The organism is Kitasatospora sp. NPDC015121, assembly GCF_055562955.1.
The window spans coordinates 1-26356 of sequence record NZ_JBVHEH010000049.1 but is presented as its reverse complement, the minus strand read 5'-3'; the positions used below and the strand labels follow the sequence as shown (position 1 = coordinate 26356).

The 26356-nt window shown below is 71.9% G+C and carries 26 protein-coding genes, 1 tRNA gene, 2 pseudogenes and 1 riboswitch; of the genes and pseudogenes, 9 read left to right on the top strand and 20 right to left on the bottom strand.

The genetic code is table 11. The annotated features are described in order from the left end of the window. Nucleotides 1-7: 7 nt before the first annotated feature. A riboswitch (cobalamin riboswitch) is annotated at nucleotides 8-234 on the bottom strand. 287 nt (nucleotides 235-521) lie between these two features. Both ACZ3J7_RS38305 and def read left to right on the top strand, forming a co-directional pair. Next, nucleotides 522-1121, top strand: a complete 600-nt coding sequence (locus tag ACZ3J7_RS38305; RefSeq protein WP_465627976.1) for a superoxide dismutase — start codon at nucleotides 522-524, stop codon at nucleotides 1119-1121. A gap of 83 nt (nucleotides 1122-1204) precedes the next feature. Continuing rightward, a complete protein-coding gene (gene def, locus ACZ3J7_RS38300) occupies nucleotides 1205-1876 on the top strand; it encodes a peptide deformylase (protein WP_465627974.1) in 672 nt (223 codons plus the stop codon). A 20-nt stretch (nucleotides 1877-1896) separates the two neighbouring features. Here def and ACZ3J7_RS38295 read toward each other — a convergent pair whose 3' ends face one another. Together ACZ3J7_RS38295 and ACZ3J7_RS38290 are read right to left on the bottom strand one after the other, a co-directional pair. Continuing rightward, nucleotides 1897-2688 (bottom strand): sulfite exporter TauE/SafE family protein, encoded by a 792-nt coding sequence (locus tag ACZ3J7_RS38295; protein WP_465627972.1) that lies wholly within the window; start codon nucleotides 2686-2688, stop codon nucleotides 1897-1899. A gap of 487 nt (nucleotides 2689-3175) precedes the next feature. After that, nucleotides 3176-3370 (bottom strand): hypothetical protein, encoded by a 195-nt coding sequence (locus tag ACZ3J7_RS38290; protein ID WP_465627970.1) that lies wholly within the window; start codon nucleotides 3368-3370, stop codon nucleotides 3176-3178. 213 nt (nucleotides 3371-3583) lie between these two features. Between ACZ3J7_RS38290 and ACZ3J7_RS38285 the strand changes: the two genes are divergently transcribed. Then, nucleotides 3584-5713: a tetratricopeptide repeat protein gene (locus ACZ3J7_RS38285; protein ID WP_465627968.1), complete on the top strand. Its 2130-nt coding sequence runs from the start codon at nucleotides 3584-3586 to the stop codon at nucleotides 5711-5713. Nucleotides 5714-6070: 357 nt separating this feature from the next. Here the strand turns inward: ACZ3J7_RS38285 and ACZ3J7_RS38280 are convergent, their stop codons facing one another. From ACZ3J7_RS38280 to ACZ3J7_RS38250, 7 genes are all read right to left on the bottom strand, one after another. Next, entirely contained in the window at nucleotides 6071-6652 is a 582-nt protein-coding gene (locus ACZ3J7_RS38280) for an HNH endonuclease family protein (RefSeq protein WP_465627966.1), read from the bottom strand. Then, nucleotides 6645-6788 (bottom strand): hypothetical protein, encoded by a 144-nt coding sequence (locus tag ACZ3J7_RS38275; protein ID WP_465627964.1) that lies wholly within the window; start codon nucleotides 6786-6788, stop codon nucleotides 6645-6647. Before ACZ3J7_RS38275 ends, ACZ3J7_RS38280 begins: the two co-directional genes overlap by 8 nt. Before the next feature lie 465 nt (nucleotides 6789-7253). Continuing rightward, nucleotides 7254-8075 (bottom strand): S1 RNA-binding domain-containing protein, encoded by an 822-nt coding sequence (locus tag ACZ3J7_RS38270; protein WP_465627962.1) that lies wholly within the window; start codon nucleotides 8073-8075, stop codon nucleotides 7254-7256. Between the two features lie 549 nt (nucleotides 8076-8624). Continuing rightward, complete coding sequence (locus tag ACZ3J7_RS38265) at nucleotides 8625-9623, bottom strand: Fic family protein (protein ID WP_465627960.1); 999 nt, start codon at nucleotides 9621-9623, stop codon at nucleotides 8625-8627. 556 nt (nucleotides 9624-10179) lie between these two features. Then, nucleotides 10180-12438 (bottom strand): hypothetical protein, encoded by a 2259-nt coding sequence (locus tag ACZ3J7_RS38260; protein WP_465627959.1) that lies wholly within the window; start codon nucleotides 12436-12438, stop codon nucleotides 10180-10182. After that, nucleotides 12438-12513: transfer RNA gene (locus tag ACZ3J7_RS38255), tRNA-Pro, on the bottom strand. The genes ACZ3J7_RS38260 and ACZ3J7_RS38255 overlap by 1 nt, the downstream gene beginning before the upstream one ends. A gap of 144 nt (nucleotides 12514-12657) precedes the next feature. Then, nucleotides 12658-12885, bottom strand: coding sequence for a hypothetical protein (locus tag ACZ3J7_RS38250; RefSeq protein ID WP_465627957.1), 228 nt, complete (start codon nucleotides 12883-12885; stop codon nucleotides 12658-12660). Nucleotides 12886-12941: 56 nt separating this feature from the next. Between ACZ3J7_RS38250 and ACZ3J7_RS38245 the strand changes: the two genes are divergently transcribed. After that, nucleotides 12942-13232 (top strand): hypothetical protein, encoded by a 291-nt coding sequence (locus tag ACZ3J7_RS38245; RefSeq protein WP_465627999.1) that lies wholly within the window; start codon nucleotides 12942-12944, stop codon nucleotides 13230-13232. Nucleotides 13233-13276: 44 nt separating this feature from the next. Here ACZ3J7_RS38245 and ACZ3J7_RS38240 read toward each other — a convergent pair. From ACZ3J7_RS38240 to ACZ3J7_RS38230, 3 genes and pseudogenes are all read right to left on the bottom strand, one after another. Next, nucleotides 13277-13450 (bottom strand): annotated as a pseudogene (locus tag ACZ3J7_RS38240) (transposase); the annotation flags it as partial. Nucleotides 13451-13507: 57 nt separating this feature from the next. Next, nucleotides 13508-14131, bottom strand: a complete 624-nt coding sequence (locus ACZ3J7_RS38235) for a hypothetical protein (RefSeq protein WP_465627955.1) — start codon at nucleotides 14129-14131, stop codon at nucleotides 13508-13510. 818 nt (nucleotides 14132-14949) lie between these two features. Further along, nucleotides 14950-15411 carry a hypothetical protein gene (locus ACZ3J7_RS38230; protein WP_465627953.1) on the bottom strand — a complete coding sequence of 154 codons (462 nt, stop codon included), beginning with the start codon at nucleotides 15409-15411 and terminating at the stop codon, nucleotides 14950-14952. Nucleotides 15412-15723: 312 nt separating this feature from the next. Here ACZ3J7_RS38230 and ACZ3J7_RS38225 point away from each other — a divergent pair, with 312 nt between their 5' ends. Further along, nucleotides 15724-15927, top strand: a complete 204-nt coding sequence (locus ACZ3J7_RS38225) for a hypothetical protein (protein ID WP_465627951.1) — start codon at nucleotides 15724-15726, stop codon at nucleotides 15925-15927. A gap of 313 nt (nucleotides 15928-16240) precedes the next feature. Here ACZ3J7_RS38225 and ACZ3J7_RS38220 read toward each other — a convergent pair whose 3' ends face one another. Continuing rightward, entirely contained in the window at nucleotides 16241-16474 is a 234-nt protein-coding gene (locus ACZ3J7_RS38220) for a hypothetical protein (RefSeq protein WP_465627949.1), read from the bottom strand. A 192-nt stretch (nucleotides 16475-16666) separates the two neighbouring features. On the opposite strand from ACZ3J7_RS38220, the gene ACZ3J7_RS38215 reads away from it, so the two are divergent. Continuing rightward, nucleotides 16667-17476, top strand: a complete 810-nt coding sequence (locus tag ACZ3J7_RS38215) for an IS5 family transposase (protein ID WP_465627947.1) — start codon at nucleotides 16667-16669, stop codon at nucleotides 17474-17476. Between the two features lie 126 nt (nucleotides 17477-17602). Here ACZ3J7_RS38215 and ACZ3J7_RS38210 read toward each other — a convergent pair whose 3' ends face one another. Together ACZ3J7_RS38210 and ACZ3J7_RS38205 are read right to left on the bottom strand one after the other, a co-directional pair. Beyond that, nucleotides 17603-17788 carry a hypothetical protein gene (locus tag ACZ3J7_RS38210; protein ID WP_465627946.1) on the bottom strand — a complete coding sequence of 62 codons (186 nt, stop codon included), beginning with the start codon at nucleotides 17786-17788 and terminating at the stop codon, nucleotides 17603-17605. Between the two features lie 722 nt (nucleotides 17789-18510). Continuing rightward, nucleotides 18511-19503, bottom strand: coding sequence for a PhnD/SsuA/transferrin family substrate-binding protein (locus tag ACZ3J7_RS38205; protein ID WP_465627944.1), 993 nt, complete (start codon nucleotides 19501-19503; stop codon nucleotides 18511-18513). Between the two features lie 125 nt (nucleotides 19504-19628). Here ACZ3J7_RS38205 and ACZ3J7_RS38200 point away from each other — a divergent pair, with 125 nt between their 5' ends. After that, nucleotides 19629-20246: a TetR/AcrR family transcriptional regulator gene (locus ACZ3J7_RS38200; protein WP_465627942.1), complete on the top strand. Its 618-nt coding sequence runs from the start codon at nucleotides 19629-19631 to the stop codon at nucleotides 20244-20246. A 365-nt stretch (nucleotides 20247-20611) separates the two neighbouring features. Here ACZ3J7_RS38200 and ACZ3J7_RS38195 read toward each other — a convergent pair whose 3' ends face one another. From ACZ3J7_RS38195 to ACZ3J7_RS38180, 4 genes and pseudogenes are all read right to left on the bottom strand, one after another. Next, the gene (locus ACZ3J7_RS38195; RefSeq protein ID WP_465627940.1) at nucleotides 20612-21115 is read right to left on the bottom strand and encodes a hypothetical protein; all 504 of its coding nucleotides are present in this window, start codon (nucleotides 21113-21115) and stop codon (nucleotides 20612-20614) included. A gap of 578 nt (nucleotides 21116-21693) precedes the next feature. Next, nucleotides 21694-22212, bottom strand: a complete 519-nt coding sequence (locus ACZ3J7_RS38190) for a ricin-type beta-trefoil lectin domain protein (RefSeq protein WP_465627938.1) — start codon at nucleotides 22210-22212, stop codon at nucleotides 21694-21696. Nucleotides 22213-22223: 11 nt separating this feature from the next. After that, a pseudogene (locus ACZ3J7_RS38185) lies at nucleotides 22224-22448 on the bottom strand (IS110 family transposase); the annotation flags it as partial. 131 nt (nucleotides 22449-22579) lie between these two features. Beyond that, entirely contained in the window at nucleotides 22580-22999 is a 420-nt protein-coding gene (locus ACZ3J7_RS38180; protein WP_465627936.1) for a hypothetical protein, read from the bottom strand. Here ACZ3J7_RS38180 and ACZ3J7_RS38175 point away from each other — a divergent pair. Both ACZ3J7_RS38175 and ACZ3J7_RS38170 read left to right on the top strand, forming a co-directional pair. Further along, nucleotides 22992-23162 carry a hypothetical protein gene (locus ACZ3J7_RS38175; RefSeq protein ID WP_465627934.1) on the top strand — a complete coding sequence of 57 codons (171 nt, stop codon included), beginning with the start codon at nucleotides 22992-22994 and terminating at the stop codon, nucleotides 23160-23162. The two genes, ACZ3J7_RS38180 and ACZ3J7_RS38175, sit on opposite strands and share 8 nt — an antisense overlap. Before the next feature lie 1025 nt (nucleotides 23163-24187). Continuing rightward, nucleotides 24188-24718: a hypothetical protein gene (locus ACZ3J7_RS38170; protein ID WP_465627932.1), complete on the top strand. Its 531-nt coding sequence runs from the start codon at nucleotides 24188-24190 to the stop codon at nucleotides 24716-24718. 134 nt (nucleotides 24719-24852) lie between these two features. On the opposite strand, the gene ACZ3J7_RS38165 is transcribed toward ACZ3J7_RS38170, so the two are convergent. Further along, complete coding sequence (locus ACZ3J7_RS38165; protein ID WP_465627930.1) at nucleotides 24853-26217, bottom strand: MFS transporter; 1365 nt, start codon at nucleotides 26215-26217, stop codon at nucleotides 24853-24855. Nucleotides 26218-26356 lie beyond the last annotated feature (139 nt).

Genomic DNA, 26356 nt, shown 5'->3' with positions numbered 1-26356 from the left:
GGGGGCCGGGGAACGTGGTGCCGTGGCCGGTCTCCTGGCTCTGGGGTCTCCCGCCCGCCCGTTTCCGGGCGCGGCGGAGCGCGTCCTCCTCCCGCCTTCCCGGTGACCCGGTGGCTGCCCGCGCGAGCGGGCACGACGAGGACGCTTCCCCATGACAGTGGCGAGGGCCGCTCCGGACTCCCGTGACGAGCACGGTGCACCGGATTCCCGAACACCACGGCCCGACGAGCGTAGGGGGCGAGCGACACTATCGACAAGTCATTGCAATTGCGATGAGGTTGCAACAAGGCCCGACAGAAGAGGTGCGGACGGCTGCTCGCCAGAGGGGCGGGGTCGGCAACTGCGTCCCGGCGGGCGCCGGTTGGGAAGACGATCGTCAGCGGAAGGGCGAGGCGCCACACGCGACTGACGGGCGGGCCGACCCCGCGAACGACATGCTGATGCATGATCTTCCTTATTGCAAGCAACTCGCAATAGTGTTGGCCCGGCACGACCGTCACTGTCGAAGGGACTTTCCGACCATGGGCGTTTACACGCTGCCCGACCTGCCGTACGACTACTCCGCCCTCGAGCGCGCGATGTCCGCCGAGATCCTGGAACTGCACCATTCCAAGCACCACCAGGCGTACGTCAACGGCGCCAACGCGACCCTCGACCAGCTTGCCGAGGCCCGCGACAAGGACCAGCTCGGCGGCCTCGTCGGCCTGCAGAAGACGCTGGCCTTCAACCTCTCCGGCCACGTCCTGCACTCGCTGTTCTGGCAGAACCTCTCCCCTGAGGGCGGCGACCGCCCCGAGGGCGCCCTCGCCGACGCCATCACCGAGCACTTCGGCTCCTTCGAGGCGTTCCAGAAGCAGCTGACCACCGCCACCGTCGGCGTCCAGGGCTCCGGCTGGGGCATCCTCTCCTGGGAGCCCCTCGGCCAGCGCCTGATCGTCGAGCAGGTCTACGACCACCACGGCAACGTCGGCCAGGGAACCACCCCCCTGCTCGCCTTCGACGCCTGGGAGCACGCCTACTACCTCCAGTACAAGAACGTCCGCCCCGACTACGTCACCCGGCTCTGGGACGTCGTCAACTGGCAGGACGTCAGCACCCGCTACGCCGCCACCCAGGCCTGACGCAGCACCGCAGCAGGTGCCGCGCCGGCTTCGAGCCGGTGCGGCACCCGCCCCCGTAGCCCTCGTACTCCGGAAGGCCGACCGTGACCAGCCCGCGCCCCGCTCCGACCGACCGACGGGTCCGACTGCTCGGCACCCCCGTCGACGACTACCCCGCGCTCGCACCCGAGGCCGGACGCGGAACGGTCCGGCGGGTCACCGAAGCCGGCGAGGACGTCCTGCACCGGCCGTGCCGCCCGGTCGAAGCCTTCGGCACCGCCGAACTGACCCGGCTGGTCGACGACATGTTCCGCACCATGTACGCGGCCCGCGGCGTCGGTCTGGCCGCCAACCAGATCGGCGTCGACCTGCGGGTGTTCGTCTACGACTGCCCGGACGACGACGGCGTGCGCCACGTCGGACACCTCGTCAACCCCGTCCTGGACGAGGCGCCCGAGCCGCGCCGCCTGGTCGAAGCGGGCGAGGGCTGCCTCTCCGTCCCCGGCCCGCGCCGCGACCTGGCCCGCCCCGACCGCGCCACCGCAGGCGGCAGCGACCTGCACGGCAACCCGCTCACCCTGACCGGCACCGGCTACTTCGCCCGCTGCCTCCAGCACGAGACCGACCACCTGAACGGCCTGCTGTACGTCGACCGCCTCGGCAAGCGCGAACGCCGCGCCGTCCTGGCCGAATCCGCCGACCAGCGCGAAGCCGTCCTCGCCACCCGCCGGGAGCGGGCCGCCGCCCTCGACCGGCACGACTTCGGAACGCCCTGACGCCCCTGTGGGGAGCGCGGTCAGCCGAACGCCTGCACGGCGTAGAGTCCGCCGAGGCCCGCGGCCAAGACGCCCAGCAGGGCGCGCAGGAAGCGCTCCGGCAGCCGGGACTGCAGCCGCGCACCCAGGTACCCGCCAATCAGACCGCCCGCACCGCAGGCCGCGCCCAGCAGCCAGTCGGGAGCGATGTGCCCGTCGCCGATCAGGGCCAGCAGGGCGTACGTCCCGGCCCCGGCGACGGAGGTGACGAAGGTGGAGGCGAGGGCAGCGGGCGCGACCCGGGCCAGCGGGAGGCCCCGGCCCACCAGGACGGGCCCGAGGATCGAACCGCCGCCGATCCCGTAGATCCCGCCGACCGTCCCCACCGCCGCGGCCAGCACGGTGATCGCCCGCCCCGACGGCACCGACCGCACCCGCGCATCGACGGCGGGCCGCCGCACCGCGCGCAGCACCAGCCACAGGCCGAGCGGCAGCAGGAGCACCGCGACCAGCCCCCGGAAGACCCCCGGCCCCGGCACCGCGAAGACCCGCACCACCGCGCCGAGGACCACCCCGGGCAGCGTGCCCGCGACCAGACGGCGCGTCAGCGGACCGTCCAGCCGCCCGTCGCGGCGGTAGCGCAGCAGGGCGCCGGGCCCCGCGACGACGTTGTACAGCAGGTTGGTGGGGGTGACCGCCGGACTGGGCACGCCCAGCACGCTCAACTGGACCGGCAGCAGGAAGACCGCCCCCGACACGCCCACCGGCGCGGTCAGCACCGCGATCAGCGCCCCCGTGACGAACCCCGACAACCCCACGGACCAGTCCGCCACAGCCTCCCCCGCCTCCCCGCCTTCTGCCGCCGCCCAGTATCGGCGGTGCACCCGCACGGTCCTCCGCCGGGCCGCGGGTCCGGCCGGGGCGCAGCGCCCCGGCCGGCCTGCCGTGCGTCAGGCGGACGGGCGGCGGCGCAACCCGAACACGCCGAGCGCGGCGCCGATGACGCCCACCACGATGCCGACCATCAAAGGCGCCACCGCCGGCCTCACCCGCGCCATCACCACCTGGCTCCTGGACCACCGGGCGGGCTGAGGACACCCGAACAACCCCACCCGGCCGCCCCGCCCACCGCGCCCACCGCGAGGGGATCGGTGTCCCCTCCCGGGCCCGGCCCCCCTCAACCCAGCGAAACGCCCAGCCCGACACACCCGGCACGACGATGTCCCCTTCCGCGCGAGGCGGCACAGAACGAGGCCCGTGTGGAGGGGAGGGGACGAGATCCGTCCCCTCCCCTCCACACGGGCTGCTCCACCGAGAGCGTCAGGCGATCAGCTTGTGCAGAGCGACGGTGGCCGCGCCGAAGGCCGTCAGACCCGCCAGCACCGCGGCGGCGACGGGGCCGCCGCCGAAGAACGTCAGCGCGCCGACGACGATGCCGACGACCGCGGCGGCGACGAACACGAGCGCGGCGTGCGCGCTCACCAGCGGCCCGGAGCCGGTGGGCGGGGTGGGCATGCTCTTCCTCCAGGAGGGTCCGGGACCGCGGCAGGCGGGCCCTGTCCGGTGCCCGTGACCGGCGGCCGCCGACCGGGCATGGAAGGAGCGTGGGTCACGTTCCGGTAGTCCCGAAGCCAAAAGAGCGTCACCACAGGTAGGTTCCGGACTACGGCGGGTTGTCCCGGGACGGTCCGGGACGACGACACCGCCGAGGAACGGAAGTGGGCGGGTATGACCGGGCGGGGCAGGGGAGGACGGCCCTGGGGGCCGCTGCGCACCGAGAGCCGCGAGGCCGAGGCACTCGCGGTGTTCCTGCGGGAGCGGATCGACGCGAGCGGGCTGACGATGACCGCCGTCGCCCAGCGCATCAGCTACTCCAAGACCCAGGTGGGGCTGTACCTCGCCGGCCGGATCCCCGAACAGCGGTTCGTGGCCGCGCTGGTGAAGGCGACCGTGCCCGAACCACGCCAGCGCGCGGTGCGCCTGGCCGAGGCCGAACGCCTCCTGCATGCCGCCCTCAACCCCAAGCCCACGCAGCACGGGCCCGAGGAGGGCCTCTCCGCCAAGCTCGCGGCCGAGCTCGAACAGGCACGCCGCCAACAGGTGGAGACCTACGACCGCCTCACCCGCGCCCTCGAACAGCGCGCCGACCTCCAGCAGGCCGCCCAGAACTCCACCCAGCTCGTCATGGTCCTGCTCGGCATGATCAACACCCTCACCGAGCGGGTCCGCGAACTCACCGCCGAACAGGACACCCTCCAGCAGCACGCCACCGACCCGCGGGTCCTCGACGACACCCGCCGCCGCCTCGCCCGCGCCCTCGACCAGGAACAGCGCGCCCGAGACGAACTCACCCGCGCCCGCGCCAAGCAGCGCCAGGCCGAAGACCTCGCCGCCCGCGTCCAACAACGCGTCGACGACCTCACCGACGAACTCGACCGCCTACGCGCCGCACAAGCCGAGAGCGGGACACACGACGCCGCAGGCACGCCGCACGGGCCCGCCGACGGCACTACCGGCGGCCAGTCGGCGGCCGACCCGGTCGCCGACGACATCGACCACGCCCTGGCCCGCGCCAGCGCCGTCAACGACGCCGACGGCCACACCCTGCAGCGCATCACCGACGAACTCCACCACACCGGCGAAGACCCGGCCGCCGACCCCGCCCGGCGCACCACCCCGGCACTGCCCGCAGTTGTCCCGGACAACCCGGACAACCCCCCGACCGGCACCGCGGTGTCCGAGCGGGCCGACAGCGCTGGAATGCCCACCACGGCGGCCGACACCCGCCCCATGCGGGAAGTCAAGAACCTCACCGACCGCCACCGTCATGCCATCGACCTCTCGGAAGCCGGCCGACACGCCGAAGCCGTCCAGCTGTTCGCCAAGCTCATGGACGACACCACCCGCGCTCTGGGCACCACCCACCCCGACACCCTCGCCGTCCGCCACGAACACGCCTACAGCCTCGGCGCGGCTGGCCGACACAACGAAGCCGCCCAGCTCTTCGCCGACCTGATCTTCGACCGCACCCGCGTCCTGGGCCCCCACGACCCCGACACCCTCACCACCCGCCACAACCACGCCCACAACCTCGGCCAAGCGGGCCAGCACAACGAAGCCGCGCGCCTCCTCGCCATCCTGGCCAGCCACCTCACCCACGTCCTGGGCCCCGACCACCTCGACACCCTCTCCACCCGCTACGCACACGCCTACAACCTCGGCGCGGCCGGCCAACACCACGAAGCCGCCCATCTCCTCGCCGACCTCATGAAGGACCGCACCCGCATCTTGGGCCCCGACCACCCCGACACCCTGAACACCCGCCACTCACACGCCCACCACCTCGGCGAAGCCGGATGGCGGAAGGAGGCTGCCCGGCTGTTCACCCACCTCTTGAAGGACCGCATCCGCGTCCAGGGCCCCGACCACCCCGATACCCTCAACACCCGCAGCCTGCATGCCCACCACCTCGGCGAAGTCGGATGGCGAAGGGAGGCTGCCCGGCTGTTCACCCACCTGATGGAGGACCGCACCCGCATCTTGGGCCCCGACCACCCCGACACCCTCACCACCCGCCACCGGCAGCTCTCCAACCTCGGCCGGGACGGACAGCACGCCGACACCGCCCGACTGTTCGCTGACCTGGTCCGCGACCGCACCCGCGTCCTAGGCCCGGACCACCCCGACACCCTCACCACCCGCCACGAACACGCCTACAACCTCGGCGAAGCCGGCCAGCACAACGAAGCCGTCCGCCTTCTCGCCGCCCTGGGCAACGACCGCACCCGCATCCTAGGCCCCGACCACCACGACACCCTCACCACCCGCCGTCTGCAGGCCGCCTATATGGGGCAGTAGACCAGCCGCCCGGCACCTCGGACACCCGAAACGACCCCGGCCAGCCCGGCACCCCTCGCAGCCCGCACCACTGCGCCCGATCCGGCAGCAGCAACCCGGCCAACGGACGCCCCCGGGCCGCGCCCCCGGCCCGCTCCCCCTCCCGGAGACGGACTGGGCCGCGTATGGCAGCCCCCGGCGACACCGTGCCGGCGGTAAGGGCCGCTGGCACCGACAGACACCAGGTACCGCCGCCCACCATGCCCCAGCCCCGGACGACCGGGCGCAGGCTACGCGGGCCCGCCGAAGCTCAGCCGCCCCCAGGACCGACGTGGCCAGGACGCCTCGGCACAGCTCCCCCGCCCAGGCAGTGCCTGCTCAGCGGGCGAGGGTGACGGTCAGCGGCTCGTTCGGGCAGCCCGCGGCGAGCCGGTGCAGCGCGTCCGCCTCGACCTGGTCCACCGCGAGGCCCCAGCGGGTCTTCACCACCATCCAGTCGGCCAGGTAGGTGCAGCGGTAGTCCTCGGCCGGCGGCAGCCACTCCGCGACGTCCTTGTCCGCCTTCGACCGGTTCGACTTCACGGACACCGCGATCAGCGCCCTGGGCTCGTCCAGGACGCTGGCGTAGGCCTGCCGCTGCTCCGCCGACCGTTCCGAGGCGCCGGAGTCCCAGGCCTCGGCGAGCGGCACCACGTGGTCCACATCCAGGGCCTTGGCGTCCTGCAGCACCACATCGTCGTAGCGGCTCACCCACACACCGCCCGACAGGGAACACTTCGCGCCCACGAACGGCGCGCTCGCCGCCTCCGCGACCAGCACCTCCGCCCGGGTCGAGCAGCCGTTCCCGTCCGCGTCGATCCAGTGCCGAAACGCCGTACGGACACAGCCGGTGCGGTCCTCCCCCATCACCGGCAGCGCGTCGATCACCCCGTACAACGTCGTGGCGACCCGCTCACCCACCGCACGGCTGGTACCCGACCACCGCCGGAACAGCCAAGGCTGCGCCGGGGGCGGGGGCGGCGTCGGCCGGAACGGCGAGCAGCGCGGCCGCGCCGGCGGCGGACAGGACGGCGGCGAGGACGGGACGGATGCGCACGGGCGGGCTCCACACGGGGGTTGGGACGGGTGGCGATACCCGGCTCAGCCCCCGCGGCGGGCACGGGTTGTGGCCGCCGGACCGACCTCACCCCAACGGGGTGTGGCGCGCTCGCGGGTGGACGGGGGACCTGCCTGGGGCGCAGGCGCAGGCGCGCAGGTGGACGTGGACGGTGGCGGCTTCGGCGCCGGTGAGGCCCGCGATGACGTCGACGGGCAGGGCGAGGACGGTGTGCAGCAGGAGGCCGTCCTTCTCAGACCCGCCCGCCGGGCCCCCGACACAGCCACCACAACCCAGCGTCTCGAACGGGTTCCCGGCCTCACTCGCGTCTGAGCGTCCGTGACTCGGCGCGTTACTTGTCACTAACCGTACTGCTCGACGTGCAGTTCTCCGGGCGGGTCAGCACGACAACTGTCGCCGATTCGGCGAGGTATCTGTCGAACCGGTCACCAGTACGCCCATCCGCTAGCTTCTGTCCGCTCCGCCAGCGGCGCCCAGCCGCACCCGGTGATGTTGGAGATCGACCTCGGCGACCTTCACCGTGATCAGCTGGCCCTCATCGACAAGCCCATCCGGAGTATCGGCTGGCTCGTCAGTCAGCTCAGAGAGATGCAGGAACCCGACAACGTCTGGGGCAAGCTGCACGAACACACCAAAGGGAACGATCTTGGTAATCGGCCCGGTGAGGATTCGACCGGCCTGATCAGCGAACCGGATGAGTGGATCTTCTTGCAGAGCCTTCAAGGAGAGCGTGACCTGGCCGGAGCGCGTCTCGGCAATGATCACCTCAGCGGTGATCCGCTGGCCGACTTCGACCGCCTCGGAGGGGTGGTTGATCCAGCCCCACGTCAGGTCCGGCACCCGGATGAAGCCGGTGCACAGGCCGTCCGGTTCGCCGTCGACGTGAACGAAGACCCCGAAGTTGTGGACCTCGGAGACCGTCCCAGTGACAACCTGCCCGCGTTCGAGCGCGAGGAGGAAAGACCGCAAGGCCGGAATCTCGCACGCCCTAGCGGAGAGGTGAAGCTGCCCCTCGCGCCAACGCCCGATCTCTTCGGCCTCGATCTCCTGGCCGACCTCAAACAGCTCGGATGGATGCTCGATCCGACGCACCGACGCTTCCTGCTGAGGAATCCGGCCGACCTCGATCGCCCCACCTTCGGCGTCTACGAGCTGCACCAGAACGTCCGCTCCGTCGAACCCGGTGACCTTCACTGTTCTCACAACCCCCGGCCGGAGCTGGTTGATCAAGGACTGCAGGCGAGGATCAGGGGTTGGGTCGGACATGGAGGTGAGCCTAGTCCGGCCGCAGACGACGGATTCCGTGCTGACACGGCAGTTAGCCTGCTGAGCCACAGCGTCTGGCCAACTAGCCTGCACAGTTGGCCAACTATCGTGCACAGGCCGCCGGCCCCGGGTCGGGGAGGTTGCTCCGGGAGTTGCTCCGGAGGTTGGCCATCGGGTTGCTTCGGAGGTTGCTCCTGGATAGTGGGCGGCGGGCGGTGTCTGCGCTGATGGGAGGGCGGGACAACCGGGGCCGGCTGATGCCGACTACTTCCGTACGCGGTGGTTCGCGGCCGGCAGCAGCACCCGGGTGTCCGTACCGCCAGAGGGGTGAGGGAGGGGGTGCTGCGCGGGCCGGGGCGAGGCCTGGAGGGCCGCTGGCCCGGCTCCCGGCCGCCAGGCCGGGGTGGTGGCGGTCGGCGGGGCCGGGCGCTGCTGAATTGGTTGGCCCCGCAGGGCGGGACTGCCGCCGAGCGGGGTGACCTTTGACAGATGACCATGACCGATTGCCATCCGACCTTGACCAGCCCGGTATGGATCTTGCCGCCCGTCCTACCGCCCTTGCTGGGGAGGAACCGAGTTACAGCGCGTCTCTTCCATGAGCATGTTGATGAAGTGGGCGAGAGTCGGGCCATCTCGCGGGTCGTCGGCCTGGCAGGAGACGCGCCGCAGCAGTGGAACGCTGTAGAGCGTGATGCCTTCGCGGGCCAGGGCGAAGACGGCTGCGAGGAAGGCGGCGCGAGCGTTGCCGTCATCGAAGGGATGGAAGAAGCAGACGTCGAGGTAGGCGCGGGCGGCGCGGGCGGTGATGGGCAGTGGATCGTCGAGGCCGGGGGAGCTTTCGGTTAGGCAGGAGTCCATCCGGGCGCGGGTGCCCGGGTCGATGCCGCAGCGCTCCCGGCCTTCCTTCGCGAACGCTGGCCTGCTGCGGAAGGGTGGCGGCTGGTTGGTGCCCAGGACGTGCTGCTGCCATCCGCGGAGGAGTTCGAAGTCGAGTACGGCGCTGCGGGCCGCGTCGGTCCGCGCCAGGTCGAGTGCGGCGAGCATGCCTTGGGCACGGGCGGGGTCCAGGGCGTGGTCGAAGGTCCGGATGTCGTCAGCCGCGCCACCCCGTGCTGCGGTCACCGGCTCGCTGTCGCCGGCGGGGCACTTCTGCCAGGGGGCGGTCGCGCGTACTGTGAGCCAGCTCTGCAGGTGGTCCCGCGCGGGAGGGGGGTCGGACCACACGCCGTGATCCGGCCGCAGCGACAACGAGAGCCGCTCCGCGACCTCCTCGACCAGCAGCACGTCAGGGCCGGTCCAGCTCTTGAACCGTCCACCGATCGCCTGCTCCACCATGGTCCGTGCGACCGAGGGTTCGACTCCCCAGCGCGTGAGGAACCAGGTGAGTACCTGCCGGCAGTGCCCGTGCCAACCGCTGCCACAGCCCGTGCGGTCGGTCACCTGCAGGATCAGGTGGTGTGCGGCGCGCTCCCACAGGATCCGCTGCTCTCCGACCGAGGAGAGGTCCAGCGGGTACGCGTCGAAGCGTCCGGCGAGGCTCCCAGCCACGCACGCCACTCGGACAGCGCGGAGGCGACCCGGGCCAGCGTCTCTTGCGGCGTGGTGATCGAGTCCCTGGGACAGCACCAGCTCCCCACCGGCCCGCCGCCGACATCGCCTTCGTCGTGCGCCCAACGCCAGCCCACGCTCCAGCGGCCGTAGTGCTCGACCAGGGCGTGGGACATCGCGTCGGCCCACGCGCGGCCCTCATCGAGCCTCTGGCCAACCATCGCCCGGTCGGCCGAGGAAGGATCGACACGGTGGGGGACATGCGAGGCCGGCCCTAGAGAGCGCACCACCTGGTGCACCGCCGCAGCGTCGAAGGGGTATCGGGAAGGGTCCACTTCATCCCAGCTCAGATCGCTGGGGGTCAGCATACGGATCACCGCCCAAGCCTGCCGACCGCTGGCCCACCCCTCAACAGGTTTTCCGCGAACCCGGCACCGGCACCGAGCACACCGCCGGGCGCAAGGCCTGGATGGACATGGGCTGCAAGAACGCCGTCGTCGAACACGGCGCCGCCCTCGGCATCGACTGGCGCTGACCCGTCCGGTCCGCTGGGGCGTCACCGCCGTAGCAGCCAGTGCGGGCCCACCGTCCAACCGAGGAAACGCCGACCGTCGGCGCCGTCCGGCTCGACCTCGCCGCCAGCGGCCGCGAGCTGCAGGCCGGCCACCGCCGGGGCGAGCCGCGGCGGATGGTCGCGCTCGATCTCGGCGAGGACGGCCGCCTGCTCCTGGGGCGGGCAGAGCGACAGGTGAAAGACCATCTGCCGCCAGGCGAACGCGGCGTTCTTCACCGCCGGCAGCGGCCGCGGCAGCTGCCCGGCCAGCGCCACCAGCCGCCCCGCCGTGGTGAACGCACCGAGCGCCGCCGCCGGCCAGCCGCCCGCTGGCACGACGCCGACCGGCCCGGCGAGGACGGCCAGGTTGTGCGTGGTAAGGACCTGCGCCTGCTCGATCACCGTCCCGTTGGCGGCCACCGACCCGCGGAGTGCGGGGCTGCCAGCACGACGGCGGCACAGCTCCGAGAATTCCCGGGCGACCACCGACTGCTCCCTGTCCTCCTCGGCACGCTCGGCGAGCGCCCACACCCCGGCGTAGTCGATGCCGAAGTACCGCTCGTACAGCGTCCCCTCGAGCAGGCCCGCGGCGATCCCGGCTGCCGCCGCGAACTTCGCAGTGAAGCCGCCCATGAAGATGTCCGCCGCCAGCTCCTCGGTGAACGGCAGCGCGGAATCGGCCCGCCGCGCCAACCCGGCCAGCTCGCTGACCAGCGGGTTCGGCAGGATCGTCCCGGGGAAGGTGCCCACGGCCAGCTCGCCGAGCCGGCGCAGCGCGGCCAAGCCGCTCTGCCGGGCGGTCGGGTCGACGCTCCGGTACGCGCTGATCGCCCGGACCCAGGGCAGCTCCTCCGCCCGGACCTGGTTGGCGTAGTCGAGCAGCAGCAGCGACCGCCGCCCAGCGAACGCGCGGTGACCGGCAGACACCAAGCCGCGCAGCGCCGGATCGGCGTGCGCCCCGGCCTCCGCCGCCGCGGCCAGCTGCGGAGCCAGCTCCGCCAGCACCTCGGCGGACGGCACCAGCCCGCGCTCGATGAGCGTCTCGACGGGCGCGCTGGTCGCCGCCAGCACCGGCTTGAACAGCGTCGCCGGGACCGTCGAGGCGGCCGGGACACCGGACTCGGTGGCCTCGGCGGTGGTGACCGGCATCAGCACGGCGTCCGGATCAATCAGGCCGTCGTCCTGGCCGAGCACCGCGAGACGGCCCAGCAGCACCTGCGCGATCGCGTGGTGGGAGGGCAGCGCAGCCTGCTCGGCCTGGGCCGTCCGCAGCGCGGAGTGGGTCTCGGACCCGGGCAGTCCGCGCTTGCGCACCATGCCGTCCACCGCGGCCCGCAGCAGTCCACGCAGCCGGGGATCGAGCGGTTCGCCGGCGACCGCGGCCTCCAGCGCGGAGCGCAGCACGGCGAGGTTGGCCCCGCGCCTGCGGTGCTTGCCGCACAGCGGGTGCGCGGCGGCCAGCGTCCGGTACCGACGCAGCAGTTCGGCGCCGTACCGCCGCCACTCGGGGCCCGGGTCCGTGTCGAGCGGCTGGCCATCCTGCGTCGCCTCCAGCCAGTGCGCCAGCAACTCGTCGGAGAACGGCAGCCACACCGTCAGCGCCTCGCGCTGGGTCTCCACCGACCGGTTCGGCTTCCGGGAGGCCAGGGCGGCGACAGCGTCGCCGACGGACCGCCGGTGGACCGCGTCGAGCGAAGCACCGGTGCTGCCAACCGGCAGGGGCGTGAAGCGCAGCCGCGCCGCGAAGGGCGCCAGCACCGCGACCAGTTCGAGAGCCGCCGACTGCTCGCCTGCCCGCACCAGCCACGCCACGGTCAGCAGCGCCGCCTCCTCGGGCACCGTCACCCGGTAGCGCCCGCTGTCCAGCAGCGCCCACAGCCCAGTCAGCCCGGCCTCGGTGAGCGAGTGCGCGAACAGCTCGGCCCGGCCCTCCGGAATCCCCGCCGCCCGGCAGGCCACCACCTCGTAGGGCTGCAACGGCCCCTCGGCGCAGGCCCGTCCGGTCGCGAACCCGCCGCGCTCCACCTCCGGCGTCACCCAGGCGGGCAGGCCGGCCACCGGCGTCCGGGAGCCGATCCGCAGGCTGCCGTCCAGCATCCCCGCCAGCACCGCGCGCCAGCGGCCCGCCCGTGCGTCGGCACGGGAACGGGTTGCCGGATCCGCGTGGGAGAGCGCCGTGGCGAACGCCCGGGCCAGCTGCCCGTGCGCGTAGTCGGTGGAGGCGGTCGTCGTCGAATGCTGCTGCTCAGCGTTGCTGTCCATGGCCGACACGGCGGGTCCTGCCCCCGCACCCCCAGACTCCGAGCCTGGTGCTCTCACTGATCGAGCTACGTGCCGATGGCCCGAAAAGTACGCGGCGAAACGGACGGCGGGCAACCGGAATTCCGGCCGCTCACCGTGTCCGCTCATCGGGATCGATGCTGGTCCGCTGCGGTGTGAACGTGGCCGCGGGGCGCGCCCGGCCGATCGGCTGAGGGGCCGTCAGTCTACGCGGGCCTGCAGGTCGACGATGCCGGTGAGCCGGGCGCGGGTGTGCCCGACACCCGCGCGCGGAACGAGGGCTGCGGGCCGCTCGGACTCATCCCGGCGCCAGAGCACCGCGTCGGCCGCGGCGTTCCGACATACCGGCCCGCCGCCGAACTCGCCTACACCGCCAACCTCGGCCAGGCCCGGCTGCGGCTGCGGCTGCGCGCGTTCGTCGAACTCCACCGCCCCGACACCGGCACCGAGCCCATCACCGGGCAGCTCGCGGCCTGCGCCCGCCGGTGGGAACAGGCCAGGCCCGGGGCGGTACCGGGCAGGCCCGGGAACGCCGCTGGAGGGTCTTCCCGCGGCTGCTGGTCGTCCTGGTCCGCACCACCACGACCGAGGCCCGCACCGCGGTGACGGACCTGCACCTGGCAGCCGAGGAGCAACCCGTCCTCACCGACGTGCTCGCCGCCGTCCCGGCCGGCGCCGCCCGCCTCGAAGACCTCCTGCAGCGCGGACCGTCCGCACCGATCTGGCACCCGCTCGCCGGGCAGGAGCGGCGGCCGTACGGGTGGAGCGAGCTGTAGCCGGGCAACGACGGCCGGGCCGGGGACGGCAGCCGTACCGCGACGGGAAGCTCCCGCCACTCGGCCCCGGAGGACAGCTCCCACAACACCCCGTCGGCCAACCGGCGCCGGCCTCCCACTGGACCACCTAACTGTGCCAGCACCAGCGACGGCTCGACCACCGCCCACGACTCATCGGTCACCTCATGACGACGCACCACGAACAGACCGACAACCAACCCGCTTTGCGAACAGGCCGCAGTGCGCCGGGGACCGCGAACGGGCAACCGGTGATCTCACACTGAGGTGAGTTCCAGGGTCACTGTGCTGTACACGCTTGAGACGGTGCCCAGTCCAGCCGTGCACAAGAGGATGTCGGTCGCAGGGCCGGTCATGTCCATCACCACGGTGTCCCCCTGGAAGAGTCCAGAGGTCACGGTTCCACTGCCCACCGCCTCTACCACGGCACCCGCCACCGTGGTGGTGAAGTTGGCGCTGAGGGTACTGGTCTGACCGGTGTTCCAGGTGATGGTGATCGTGGTGCTTCCGGACCCCAGGAGGTCCAGGCACGAACGCTCCCGGGGCGCGTTGACGCTGTAGGAGGTGCCGGAGGTGATCTCAGGGTGCGACAGCGAGACACAGGGCCCGTACTGCCGGGAGACCGTGGACTGCGAGACCCGCGGGGTGTTCGTCAGCGCCGGGGTGTAGGTGCTGACCGTACTGCTCGGCGGAGTGCAAGTCATGTCCAGCAGCCCGTCGGCGGAGGCCTGCGCCGGCACGGCGGTCAGCAGCGCGACCGTCAGGAGGCACACGGCCGCCATTGCGCTCCCGAGCCGGCGTCCGAGCAGCGCCGCACCGGTGCGCACACCGGCTGTGCCGGTCTTCGAGGCCCTACTCTTCCGCCACTTGTGAGACGACATGCGAACTCCACTGCGCGAAGGGGACGGCAAGAACCGCCATGCCTTGTGAGAGTGCGCTCCGCTCGATGACCTGGCAAACCCCTCTGCGGCGCCAGGAGGCGTGTGTGACTCCGGAGGCAGATGGGAGGAAACAGGCTGCCCGTATGGGGGCGCGCAAGGGACAGCGGGCGCTCCCTGCTCACGCCAGCCCTACAGGCCGCCCACCGTCACCTCGATCCCGCAGCGGCTTCGACGGCGCGCCACCGCTCGGCTTCGCAGCGCTCGCGCTGTTCGGCGTCGGCCTGACGGCAGGACTCGCACAGCCCGTCGTCCCCAGACCGTCCGTTCCTTATCCGCCCACCACTTCGTCGGTGAACTTCGCGGCGCAGTGGGCACAGACAGGGCACCAGGACCAGGGCGATGGGGCAGGCCCTTGCGGCCGGTGGCGGGTAGCGGGCGCGCCACCGGCCGCAGGCAGCTCGCACCAGGCCCGGCAGTCGGCGAGGGTGTCGGCACTCTCGTTGTCGCGGTCCACCTCGACCAGAAGCAGCGAGACGCCGGCGCCAGGGTCGCACAGCACCAGGTCGGTGAACAGCGCGCGGCCCCGGGCACGGCGTGCTCGACCTCGGTGGTGAACGCCTCCAGGTGCCCGGTCCCCCGCGCGCCAGCAGGCCCGCGGTGGTGACGACGTCCAGGGCGTGATCGCAGTACGCGGCCCTGCTCGCCGTCCTTCTCGGGGCGCAGCACGGGGCTGGTCCGAGACGGTGCAGGAGTGGTCGCAGGCGGGGGGGTGCAGGCGGCCGTGCTGACCGTCGGGCCTGGCGGGCCCGGCCCGGTGCTCAGCCTTCGAATGTGGTGCGCAGTCCGCGCAGGGTCCGCCCGGGGCCGCGTAGTTCCACTGGGTCGTGGTGCCCCTGCTGGAAGCGGTGCAGCCGGCGGAACGGCCTGCCGCTGCCCCTCCCCTGCCCGATCTCCTCCCATACCTGGCGGACCGGTGGCCAGGCGAGCTGGAACTGCATCGCTTCCGACCAGATCCGCCAGGTGCGGTCGCTGATCCACCCTGCTGCGCGCAGTTCCAACTCGTCCTCGCAGAGGATGAGATAACCCCTCAGTACCCGCTCGTCCTCCTCACTCAGCGGTACGGGGCCGGCTTCCGGCTGGATGCGCAGCACAGCGAGCGAGAGGTCGTCCATCAGCTTCCAGTAGCGGGCCACGTAGAGGTCCTCGAAGGCCCGGATCCGCTGCCGCTGGATCTGCCGCAAACTCAGTACCGCTATGACCACGGTCACCAGCGTCGCCACGGACGCGACATCGGCCAACACCTCGTCGTCCCTCCCCGTTTCCGAACTCGGCCGACTGCTACGCTCCGCCGGTTCCGCGCTCCACGCAAGGGGCAGCATCGCAACGTGTCACAAGCATTGCCGCTGTGTGGCAGTCCACCGCTTATGCCGGCCGTCGCACCCGGCGACGACGTCGCAGTGCGGTGGTGTGGAACTGGACCGGTGGGCTTCGTGGGCCGGGGACTCACTGGGGGTCGCGGTGTGGACCGCAGGGCCGGTCAGAGTTGCTGGATGTGGGCCCGGTCGGCGATGTGGGAGGCGTCTTGGAGTGTCGTGGACCAAGACGGTGTCGTCGGCGACGTCGAGGAGGAAGCGGTCTTCGTGGACGGGGACCCGTCCGGCACGCGGGCCGGGAACGTCACGCTGTTCGCGATCGGCACCACCGCCTCCGCGCCCAGCACCGTCCTGGGCGACCTCACAACCGATCTTCCCCGGATCTGCGAGCTCGTCGGCCGGGCGGCGGGCGACGGGGTGTAGGTCAGCGGCCCTGTTCGGGGTCGGTGCCCGGGCTCGAAGATGACGACACCGGGGCGTGGTGGCGGCCGCGGAAGTCCTCGACGATGCGGGGGCCGGGGCGCTCCCGGGGGCGCCTCGCGGCAGTCGGCGCCCTGCCCGATCGGCAGCAGCCGACGCCCACCGGTCAGCGCGGGGGTGCCGGTGACGGGCTCGGAGAAGGCGGGCATGGAGAGGGAACGGCGGACGGTCATGATCACAGTCTGGCGGCCCGGCCCGGCCTGGCCGGGGACGGCCGACGTGTCCTCCCACCCCTGTCCCGGCCCCGGCACCTCAGTCAGATCGCCCGGGCAAGCGGCAGGTCCGCCTCACTGGAGGCGTGACGCCCATGGCCGGGCTCGCACTGGCCCAGCTCGCGCAGCCGCTCCTCGCCCACCCCGTCGGCCACGGCCTCGGCAAGGGCCGCATCCAGCTCACGGCGGGTACGGGCATGCTCGGCGATGGCCCGCTCGACACGCTCCAGAGAACTCGCCGTCCTGCGCTTGGGGCTGGTGATCACCTTGAGATTCATGCGACTCGCGTACCCCCGACCGCCCCCGGGCATGCACACGGGCGACCAGCGGCGCGAAAGTCCACGGCCACCGTACCGGCACCCCGCCACACCCGCACGGTCCGGCCGACCCCCTCAGAACTCGTAACACGATCTTGGTGATCGTTGCTGGTGGAGCGTGACCGATGTGACGATTCGTCCGTTCGTGATGGTGTGAGCAAGAAGCCGTGGGTCGTGGACGACAAGCTGTGGGCCAGGATCGAACCGCTGCTGCCGGCCTGGCCGGAGCGGTCGCCGGGCCCGCGCCCCGTGGACGACCGGCGTTGCCTGCAGAGCATTCTGTTCGTGCTGTACACCGGTATCACCTGGCAGCAGTCGCCGCCCGAGCTGGGCTTCGGCTCAGGGCAGACCTGCTGGCGCAAACTCGGCCGCTGGCAACGGGCTGGGGTGTTCGAGGCCCTGCACCACATGCTCCTGGCCGAGTTGAACGCGGCCGGACTGATCGACTGGACGCGCGCGTGCGTGGACGCCTCCCACGTACGCGCGAAAAAAAGGGGCGAGGCCACCGGCCCGTCGCCGGTCGACCGCCGCAAGACCGGCAGCAAGCACCACCTGGTCGGCGACGGCGGCGGCATCCCGTTCCACGTGATCACCACCGCCGCCAACGTCAACGACGTCACCCGGACCCTCGACCTGGTCGACGGCATCCCGCCGGTCGCCGGCCGCGTCGGCCACCCCCGCCACCGCCCCGACGCCCTGCTCGGCGACAAGGGCTACGACAGCAACCCCAACCGCCGCGAACTGCGCAAGCGCCGGATCCTGCCTGTCATCTCCCGCCGTGGCGAGTCCGACATCATCGACCTCGGCAGGCTCCGCTACGTCGTCGAGCAGACCTTCGCCCAACTCCACCAGTTCAAACGCCTCGCCATCCGCTGGGAACGACGCCTCCACCTCCCCAACGCCTTCGTCTCACTCGCCTGCGCACTCATCTGCCGGCGACGTCTCAACAAGTCGGCACCGTGATCGTGTCGCGCCCATTGTCAGGGACGCGAAGGTCGTCGGCAGTGCGTGCCGGGTCCCCATCTCTCGCCTGGCCCGTAGGAAGATGGATCTTGCCGTGTGGAGACGCGGGTCTCGCGGGTGCTGCCGTCACGCGAGTGGGCGGCCCCAGACCTGTACGGTGCGGGCGGGGCCGACGAATCGGCCCAGCTCGCCCACGTCGACCCAGGAACGGTCGACCTCGTAGTTGTAGGTGAGCAGGGCGGCCGTCACCTCGCGCGGCGCGAGGTCCTCGTCGTACATCCCGACCAGCTCCTGCCCGGTGTCGGCGAACACGTACAGCCGCGCGTAGACCTGGCCGTCGTGGTCCCACTCGTGTCGTACGACGGGTTTCTGCAGGACGGTCTCGAATAGGAGTGACCGCTGATCAGGTCGCCGCGGACCGTGGGGCCGGCCATGTGCACCTCGAAGGTGGCCAGCCCGGTCCCCCTCTCCGGGTCATTCACGTGGGCGACGGCCACCAGGGCGGCTTCGTCCTCGTTGCGCAGCACCTCGCTGTGGGTCTCCGGGATGGTCCAGGTGGCGGTGCACTTGCGAAGTTCGGACAGGAAGGCGAGCTCGCCAGGGCCGAACCTGTACCAGTGGTAGTAGCGGGGAGGGCGGAACCACGGATTCTCGGACACGGCGGCCACTGTAGAACACGGCCCACTGACGCCCATGGGCAGTCGGAGACCCTGGGCGGGCATCCGCGGTCTTCACACCCTGGCTGCGTCACCGGGCGGGCCTTCGCCTTGCTCCACCGCTGCCTCCAAGATCGTGTTACGAGTTCAAAGGGCGGGGCCGGTCGGCTCGTCGGCCGGCAGGTACGGGGAGGGGCAGGCCATGACGTCCGGGCGCGGCGCAGCTCCGGCGCCTGGCCGGTCAGGCCGGGTCGGCGGCTCCCGTCGCAGATGTTCCGGGCCGCCTCGCGCGCCCGGGCGGCGAGCGGGGTGGTGGCCGGTGACGACGAGCGGTCCCGCCTTCCGGGGTCGGCGGACCCGGCGCCGTTGCCGCTCGGCTCAGGTGTCGAGGAGTTCCGGCACGAAGATGTCCTCGCACGTGAGCCGGTGCTTCGACAGGCCCTGCTCGTGGTGGTAGCGCAGGAAGGTGTCGATGGCCTTGCGGTTCGCGGCCACCCCGTAGGGCCACCAGTCGTCGCCGAGCAGTCGGCGGTTCTTCTCGAACAGCGCGCTGAACCAAGGCGTGATGACGCCCATGTGCTGCTTCGCGGCCCCGTCCAGATGGCTCCGCTCGGCGAGCTCCTTGGCTCGGCTGAAGGCATCGTAGACGGCGCGTGCGAGGCCCTGGTGCCGTGCGAGTTCCCTGCGGATGGCGACGATGTGCATCGGGGGGAAGATCCCGGTGCGGCGGTAGTAGTCGCGTTCGACGGTCTCGTAGTCGGGGAAGAGGCGGGCGACCCTCGGGGAGCCGTTCAGGACCCCCTGCGGCACGTCCACGGAGATCAGTGCGTCGATCTCGCCGGATTCGAGCATGGCACCAAGGGTCCGGCCGTCCTTCGCGCGGCGCACGTCGACGCCGTCGGGGACGGGCTGCGGGACCCAGTCGAAGGCGGGTAGGGGGTGGTTGGTGCCGCCGATGACCCAGCGGCACTGGTCGGGGGTCACGCCGTACTCGTCGGCGAGGATGCCCTTTGGCCAGACTCCGGCGTCGTGGCCGTAGAGGGCGAACTCGCCGACGGTCCTGCCGGCGAGGTCCTGCGGCCTCTCGATCCCGCTGGCGGTGTTCACGAAGATCGCCGAGTGACGGAAGTTGCGGTTGGGCAGGATCGGCAGCGCCAGGAACGGCGCGTCGTCGAGGTCGAAGGTGCGCAGGAAGTAGGTGAGACCGAGCTCGGCTACGTCGTAGTGCCCCTCGATGGTGCGACGGAAGATCTCCGACACGAGGGGGGCCGTCTCGAACACCGCGTCGACCCCGTTGACCGTGACCCGGCCGTCGAACAGCGCCTGAGTGTGCTCGTAGGCGTATGCAGCGATGCCCAGCTGCGTGCTCATCAGCGGCCTTCTCCTCGGGTGGATCGCGGGGAGCCCGCTTCCGTAAATGACCGTTCACTTTTATGGTGGTCCCGGAGCGGCCGAGCCGTCAAGGTGAATGTCCATTCACGGTGAAAGGAACCCCCATGCCGCGTCTCACAGCCGAGCGTCGCGAGGCCAAGCGCGCCGAGATCGTCGCGGCGGCCCGCCGCTGCTTCTCCCGCGACGGGTTCCATCAGACCTCGATGTCGGACATCGCTGCGGAGGCGGCCGTCTCGGCCGGCGCGCCCTACCGCTACTTCACGAGCAAGGAGGAGATCGTCCTCGCTCTCGCGGGCGACGCGTTCCGGCTGATCTTCGAACCGGTCAAGCGGCTGGCCGACAGCACAGACGTCTCGACGGTCGCGGAACTGGTGGCAGCCGCGCTCGACACGATCAGCGGTGAGACGGTGCGGGACGCGACGGGGCGCACGGTCGCAGTCGACGAGTTGCTGCGCTGCGTCGTGCAGGCGTGGTCGGAGGTGCTGCGCAACGACGAGGTGCGCGGCCCGGCCGCGGAGGGCTTCGAGGAGGTCCGCGCCAGTATCGCCGACGCACTGCGCCGCGGGCGTGCCGCGGGCGCGGTGCCCGCCGCCGCGGACCCGGACCGCGGAGCCCGCGTGGTGATGGGCCTGCTGCACGGACTCCTGCTCCAGCGCGCGGCCTTCGGACTCACGGACACGGCCCCCTTCGCGGATGACCTGCGCGCCGGGCTGATCTTGTGATGGGCGATGACCGAGCCAGGCGGCGTGATCGACCCGGGCAGCGCGGCACGGACCTCATCGGGGGCGGACACGGACGGGCGCGTCGACCCCCGCGCCGCACGCGTCCGGACCCGGTCAGCACGCCGGGGTCGGGGCACTCCCCCGAGCCGGCCGCGGGTCAGTGAACCTTTCCGGCGTCGGAGCTTGAGGATGAGGACGGCTTTGGCTGTTGACGTCAACCAGTTCGGGCTGCATCCGGCGTGCCGGTGGATTCTCCAGCGCTCGAGCGTGGCCACGCCGCACTCGACCGGGTGGCGGAGCCGGGCGTGAGCCCGGCTCGACGACCGTGGTCCCGGCGGCGGTCAGCACCCGGGCGGGTTCGGCAGTCAGTCGATGACGAGGGTCCCCACGCCGGTTTGACCGGTGACTCCGCTGGTGGCGCACAGGAGGGCGTTGGACTGCGCCTGGGCGATGACTTCGGTCAGCGGGCTGCCTGCGCTGCGCCCGGCGGTGACGGGGCCGACGAGGGTGCTGACGGTCTGCCCTGCGGTCTGCGTGGTCTGGGAGCTGATCGTGGCGTCGCTGTGCGTGCCGTCGGACCAGTTGACGCGCAGGCTGCCGGACACGGCGGGTGGCAGGGCGGTGAGGCAGCCGAGGGGAACGTCGACGGAACCCGTCCTGGTGCCGGTCAGGGGGTGGCCGTCGTCTCCCGGCGCGCCGCAGGCCCTGTAGCTGACGGTGAAGGTGACGTGCTGCCGGCGGACGGCGTGGGTGAGTCCCGGCGAGTAGGTGACCACGGAGGTCGCCGCGCAGGAGATCGGCCGCGACAGCGTGGGTCCGGAGACCGTCGAGGCCGACGCCCCCGACAGCACGCCGGCGCCGGTGAGCACGAGACCCGAAGCGACGGCGACCGCTCGAACGGATCGAAAGGGCGTATCAAGCACAACTGCTCCCGAGATCGTAGGGTCGACCGCTGCGTGCATCGATGGCAAATGGCTTTCAGCGATCGACATACGGGAACCGGCGACGGGGCTGATGGCGCCGACCGGAATCCACCCTCGACGCCATCCACCCCGCCCGGGCGGTGACATGGCAGCGCTGCTCCACCGACGGCGGCGAGATCGTCGGCACGAAGCCGGGAACCGCCGTCGTCCACGACGAGGACCTCGCCGCCTGCGCCCGGGCCCGGCCGGCCGACTGGGAGAAACTCGGCCCCGCTCAGCAAGGGTTATCGGCAGTCCCGGCCGCTCGGCCGGGCGGACCATCGGGACCAGGCCCGCCTCCGCGGCCAGGTTCGGCTCGTCGAACACGGCGGGGACCGCCGTCACGGCGCGAGCGGGCCGCACTTCGGAGCTGCCTCGCGGATTGTGCCGAAGGGGCGCGAGGAACTCACATCACCGCAGGGCGCAGGGCGTCTCTTCGTTCCGCTCCGCTCCAGCACCCCTGCAGTCGACCGGTGGGCCGGGGCTCACAGGAGCGGGAAGGTCAGCCGCTGGTGCGGGAGCAGGTACATCTGGGTGTCCCAGTCGATTCCGGCCTGGCGCGGGGTGAGGACGTTATTGGCCCCGTTCACCACCTGCATGTACGTATCGCCGCTGTAGGTGATCTGCTCCCAGCGCTGGGAGGGGTTGGAGGTGTCGCACGGCTGCATCGTCACGATGTGGAGCGCGAGGCCGTCCAGCTTGGCGGTCATGCACAGTCCGAGCGTCGCATCGCGGGCATTGGTGACCTGCGAGGTGAGCGGGTTGAAGAACCACTTCTCGGACAGGTCGGTCGCCGAGCACGGGTCCATGCGGATCGTGTGCGGCGCATCGCTCTGCGGGTAGGCGCACTTGCCGTACTCGACGCTGCGGATCTGGAACGTCAGCGGCAGCGGACCGGTGGGCCCCGCGGCCTGCGCGGTGCCCGGCAACGCACCCGTGAGGACGGCACACGCCAGGACTCCCTTGAAGAGCCGACGCCGCGCCACTGTCTTGAACGGACGCACTACCACCACTTCCTCAACTGGTTCATCGTCTGGGTGCGGGCCTTGACCGCGCTGGGGCGGCCCGCCCTCGGCACTCGCACGGCCTCGACCGCGGCGTCGCGGGCCTTGGGGACGCCGGTGGCCCGCCCGGAGGCGGCCGCCGTGGCGGCGGCGTAGGCGTCGATCGGGTCGGACTTGCCCCGCGTGCGACGCGTCTTGTGGTCGGGGCGGTCGACGTCGACGGCTGTGACCCCGGCGGCACCACCGGCTGGGACAGCTCCCGCAGCTCGTCCGGCCCCGGCCGTTCGGCGGTTCCCGCCGCGGCCGGCAGCCCCCGGTCCCGCCGAGGTGGCTTCGCGGCTGCCTGCGGTGGGCGTTGCGACCGGGTTCAGGCCGAGGTGATTTCGAGCGTGATGGTCGAGTAGATGCTGCTGACCGTGCCGAGGCCGAGGGTGCAGGCGAGGATGTCGGTGGCGGGGCCGGTGCTGGTCTGGACGACGCTGTCACCGGCGAAGAGCCCGGAGGTGACGTTGCCGGTGATGGTGACCACGAAGGCGGCGCCGACGATGGTGGTGGTCCGGTTGCCGGCGATCGTGCTGGTCTGGCCGGTGTTCCAGGTGATGGTGTAGGTCACGGTGGCGGGGGCCAGGAGGGCCAGGCAGCTCCGGTCGGGGACGGTGCCCTGCAGGGAGCGGGAGCCGGACGTCAGGCCGGGCTGGCTGGGTGAGACGCAGGGACCGTACTGAATGCTGGAGGAGAAGGTCACGGTCTGGGGGGTGCTGGTGAGCGCAGGGCTGTAGGTGGTCAATTCGCTGCTGGGCGCCGTGCAGGTCACGTCGGCGACCGCGCTGGTGGCGGCGCGCGCCGGCGTCGCCGCCAGCACTCCGCCCGCCAAGAGACATACCGCCGCCAGCGCGGCGGTCGACCGGGAGCTCGAACGGGACCGGGACCGTGGGGACTGGAACATGTGACTCCTCTTCTCTGTGTGCCTTGCCGCGGTGCGGGGCTGCGAAGGACGCCCGCCCCCGGAGCGGCCTGCCCCGGGGTGCGCCGCCGCTTCCCGACCTACACGAGCACTGCCCGCACGTTCATCGGCTACCTGAAGCCCTCCACATGAGAGGGCGTCCGAGGGCCATCAGCGCTCCTCGCGGACTTACCCGCCTGATCCCCAACACCTCCGCGCAGGCCTCACCGGCGACCCGGCTGCAGATGCTGCGCACTGCGGCCGTGGGCGGAACGAGCCGGACGGGGATTCGGGCGGCCCTTGGGCGCTACGAGAATCCTCGACGAATCCCGGCGCGGAATCGACCCCGTACCGGTGCGAAAAATGTTCATTACCGATGGGGTGTCAAGAACGGTCCGGTACGCAGGATCCGGGCGCCCTGCCCCGGGGCGGCGGAAGGCGCGAGTGCCCTCGCGACCGGACCAGCGCGGCCAGGCCGCAGCGCGCAGCGGCAGGCGGTCGAGGACCACCCGGCCCGGGCACCGACCGCCCGTAGCACCGGCCGGTGCGGTCATGCGGCCTCGATCCCGGACCAGGTGGGCAGACGGTCGACCAGGAAATCCGCGCAGTTCAAAGGGGGTCACCGCCGGATGCCATCCGCGCACTCGCCCGGTGACCGCGCCGGGGCGCTCTGGGGGGTGTCGCCCCGCCAGGTCCGGCGGCCGGCGCTGTCGGGCTCGTAGAGCGAGCGGTCTCCCGGGTGGGCGCGCCGTATCCGTCGGCGCGCCCGCTCTAGGTATTGGATGCCGCACGCGATGCCGTGCCACCTCTTCTCCCGTGGTGGGCGATCGCCACCCCACCGGCACCACCGCCTCTTGCCAAGCACCGGCTGAGCGGGAAACGTGGCCGGGACCGCTGCACACGAATCCCCTGCAACGGTGGGCAGTTGCCGCGTCACCACGACCGAGCCTGCCTGACCGGTGCGCGCCCGCGGTGCCCCAAGAACCCGAAGCACCGCAGCTCGCAAGCGATCCCAGAGAATCGGAGAATCCCATGCGCACCAGCACGTTCCGCCGCGCCGCGGCGGCCCTCGGCGCCGCGACCCTGACCGGGGCCCTGTTCACCGGCACCGCCCACGCCGCACCCCTGGACGCCACCTGCACCGGCAACAACACCACCACCTACTCCCCCGGGCTGACCAACACCCCCCGGAGCGTGACCATCGCCGGCACGGTCAGTCTGACCTGCCTCTCCGCGTCCCGCCCCGCCATCACCGCCGGCACCATCACCGGCGGCGGCACAGCCCCCGAACTGACCTGCGCCGTCCTGGAGCAGCCCTCCTCCGGCTCCTCCGCCATCGCCTGGAACGACGGCAGCTTCAGCGCCTACACCTACAGCACCACCCTCAGCCCCGGGACCTCCGGCACCCAGCTCCTCAACGTCACCGGCACCGTCACCTCCGGCACCTTCACCGGCGACAACCTGCTCATCACCGTCGTCTTCGCCAACACCGACCTCACCGCCTGCGACAGCCCCGGCGGCCTCACCAGCCGCAGCGGACCCGCCACCCTCGTCCTCGCCTGAACGTCCACCACCACATGCTGCCCACCGGGGTCTGTCCATGGAACGGCTCTGTCCCGTAACGGGTCCGTGCGGGGATCGAGAATCGGAAGGGGACGTCCTTTGCGGTCGGCCCCTTCCGATTCCGCGCAGTGCGGTCAGGGCTTCCAGGCCGCCGAGTTCGTCGCGGCTGTCGTGTCCGTCCAGTCCGTCGTGTCGGCGGTGTCCGTCCAGTCCGCTGTCCCGTCGGCGGACCAGCCCTGGTCCTGGCCGGCGTCCTGAGCCGGGCGGCGCACCAGGGCGAACACCGAGAGCCCGCCGACCAGGCCCATGGCAGCGGCGGCGAGCAATGCGGACTGCAGGCCCGAGGCGAAGGCCGTGTGGACAGCCTGCTCGGCCGCGAGGCGCAGGCCGGGTTCCGCCTGGGCGACGACCTCGCTCGCGCGTCCCGAGGCCAGAGCCTCGACTGTGGACGGGTCGGCGAGGTGCACCCCGGGCGAGCTCTGCAGGGAGGAGCGCAGGGCTGTGTGGAAGACGACGCCGAGCACGGCGATGCCGAGGGCGTTGCCGAGTTGCTGGGCGGTGTTGACCGCGCCGCTGGCCATGCCCGCCCGCTGGTAGCCGACCGCGGTGACGGCAGTGGAGACCAGTGTGGGGGTGGCCAGGCCGACCCCGATGCCGGTGACCGCCAGGCCCGGTACCAGGACGTCCCAGCCAGAAGCGGCGCCGATCAGGGCCTGGGCTCCGGCGCCGACCGCGATGAGCAGCAAGCCGGTGCCGATCTGCAGCTGCGGTGCGACCCGGTTCTCCAGGAACCGGCCGGACAACGCGGCGGTGACAAACGCGACCGCGCTCAGCGGGATGAAGCACAGCCCGGCGGCGACCGGGCCGAGGCCCAGCACTGACTGGAGCCACAGCGACTCGTACGCCAGGTAGGAGAACGCCGCGCTGCACAGCAGCAGGGAACCGATCATCACCCCGGTGAACGTCCCCTTCCGGAACAGCTTCAGATCCAGCAGCGGCGAGGCGCTGCGCGATTCGACGACCACGAAGGCGAGCAAGGCGAGTGCCGCGCCGGCGAGGGTCCCCAGGGTGCGGCCGGAGGTCCAGCCCAGTTCGTTGCCCTTGATCAGCGCGTAGGTGGCCAGCCCCGCGGCGGCGGCGAAGGTCACCAGGCCGGGCAAGTCCAGGCGTCGTCCGCTGCCGCCCGAGGAGGCGATGTACTTCCACGTCATCGCGATTGCCAAGACGCTGATCGGCAGGTTCACGAAGAAGATCCAGCGCCAGTCGAGGTGCTGGGTCAGCAGGCCGCCGGCGATCGGCCCGGCCGCGGCGGCGGCGCCGTTGACCGCGCCCCAGACCCCGAACGCGGTGCCCAGGTCCCGACCCGAGTACAGCCGGCTGATCAGCGCCACGGTGGTGGCGAGCATCGCGGCGGCGCCGATGCCCTGCACGGCGCGGAAGGCGATCAGCTGACCGGAGCCGGCCGCCAGCCCGCAGGCGAACGAGGCCGCGGCGAACACGCCCAGGCCGCCGAGGTAGACCGGTCGATGCCCGGAGCGGTCCCCTAGCTGTACTGACCCGTGAGGTTGGTTACGCGGCTGGCGGGTGGTTTGCCTGCGAGTGCGGTGTGTCCGCGGTGGTGATTGTAGGTATGGAGCC

Coding starts and splice junctions, on each gene's coding strand:
- ACZ3J7_RS38305 (WP_465627976.1), top strand. CDS start 522: ATGGGCGTTTACACGCTGCCCGACCTGCCGTACGACTACTCCGCCCTC.
- ACZ3J7_RS38290 (WP_465627970.1), bottom strand. CDS start 3,370: ATGCCCACCCCGCCCACCGGCTCCGGGCCGCTGGTGAGCGCGCACGCC.
- ACZ3J7_RS38285 (WP_465627968.1), top strand. CDS start 3,584: ATGACCGGGCGGGGCAGGGGAGGACGGCCCTGGGGGCCGCTGCGCACC.
- ACZ3J7_RS38270 (WP_465627962.1), bottom strand. CDS start 8,075: ATGTCCGACCCAACCCCTGATCCTCGCCTGCAGTCCTTGATCAACCAG.
- ACZ3J7_RS38260 (WP_465627959.1), bottom strand. CDS start 12,438: ATGGACAGCAACGCTGAGCAGCAGCATTCGACGACGACCGCCTCCACC.
- ACZ3J7_RS38235 (WP_465627955.1), bottom strand. CDS start 14,131: ATGTCGTCTCACAAGTGGCGGAAGAGTAGGGCCTCGAAGACCGGCACA.
- ACZ3J7_RS38220 (WP_465627949.1), bottom strand. CDS start 16,474: ATGAATCTCAAGGTGATCACCAGCCCCAAGCGCAGGACGGCGAGTTCT.
- ACZ3J7_RS38205 (WP_465627944.1), bottom strand. CDS start 19,503: ATGAGCACGCAGCTGGGCATCGCTGCATACGCCTACGAGCACACTCAG.
- ACZ3J7_RS38200 (WP_465627942.1), top strand. CDS start 19,629: ATGCCGCGTCTCACAGCCGAGCGTCGCGAGGCCAAGCGCGCCGAGATC.
- ACZ3J7_RS38170 (WP_465627932.1), top strand. CDS start 24,188: ATGCGCACCAGCACGTTCCGCCGCGCCGCGGCGGCCCTCGGCGCCGCG.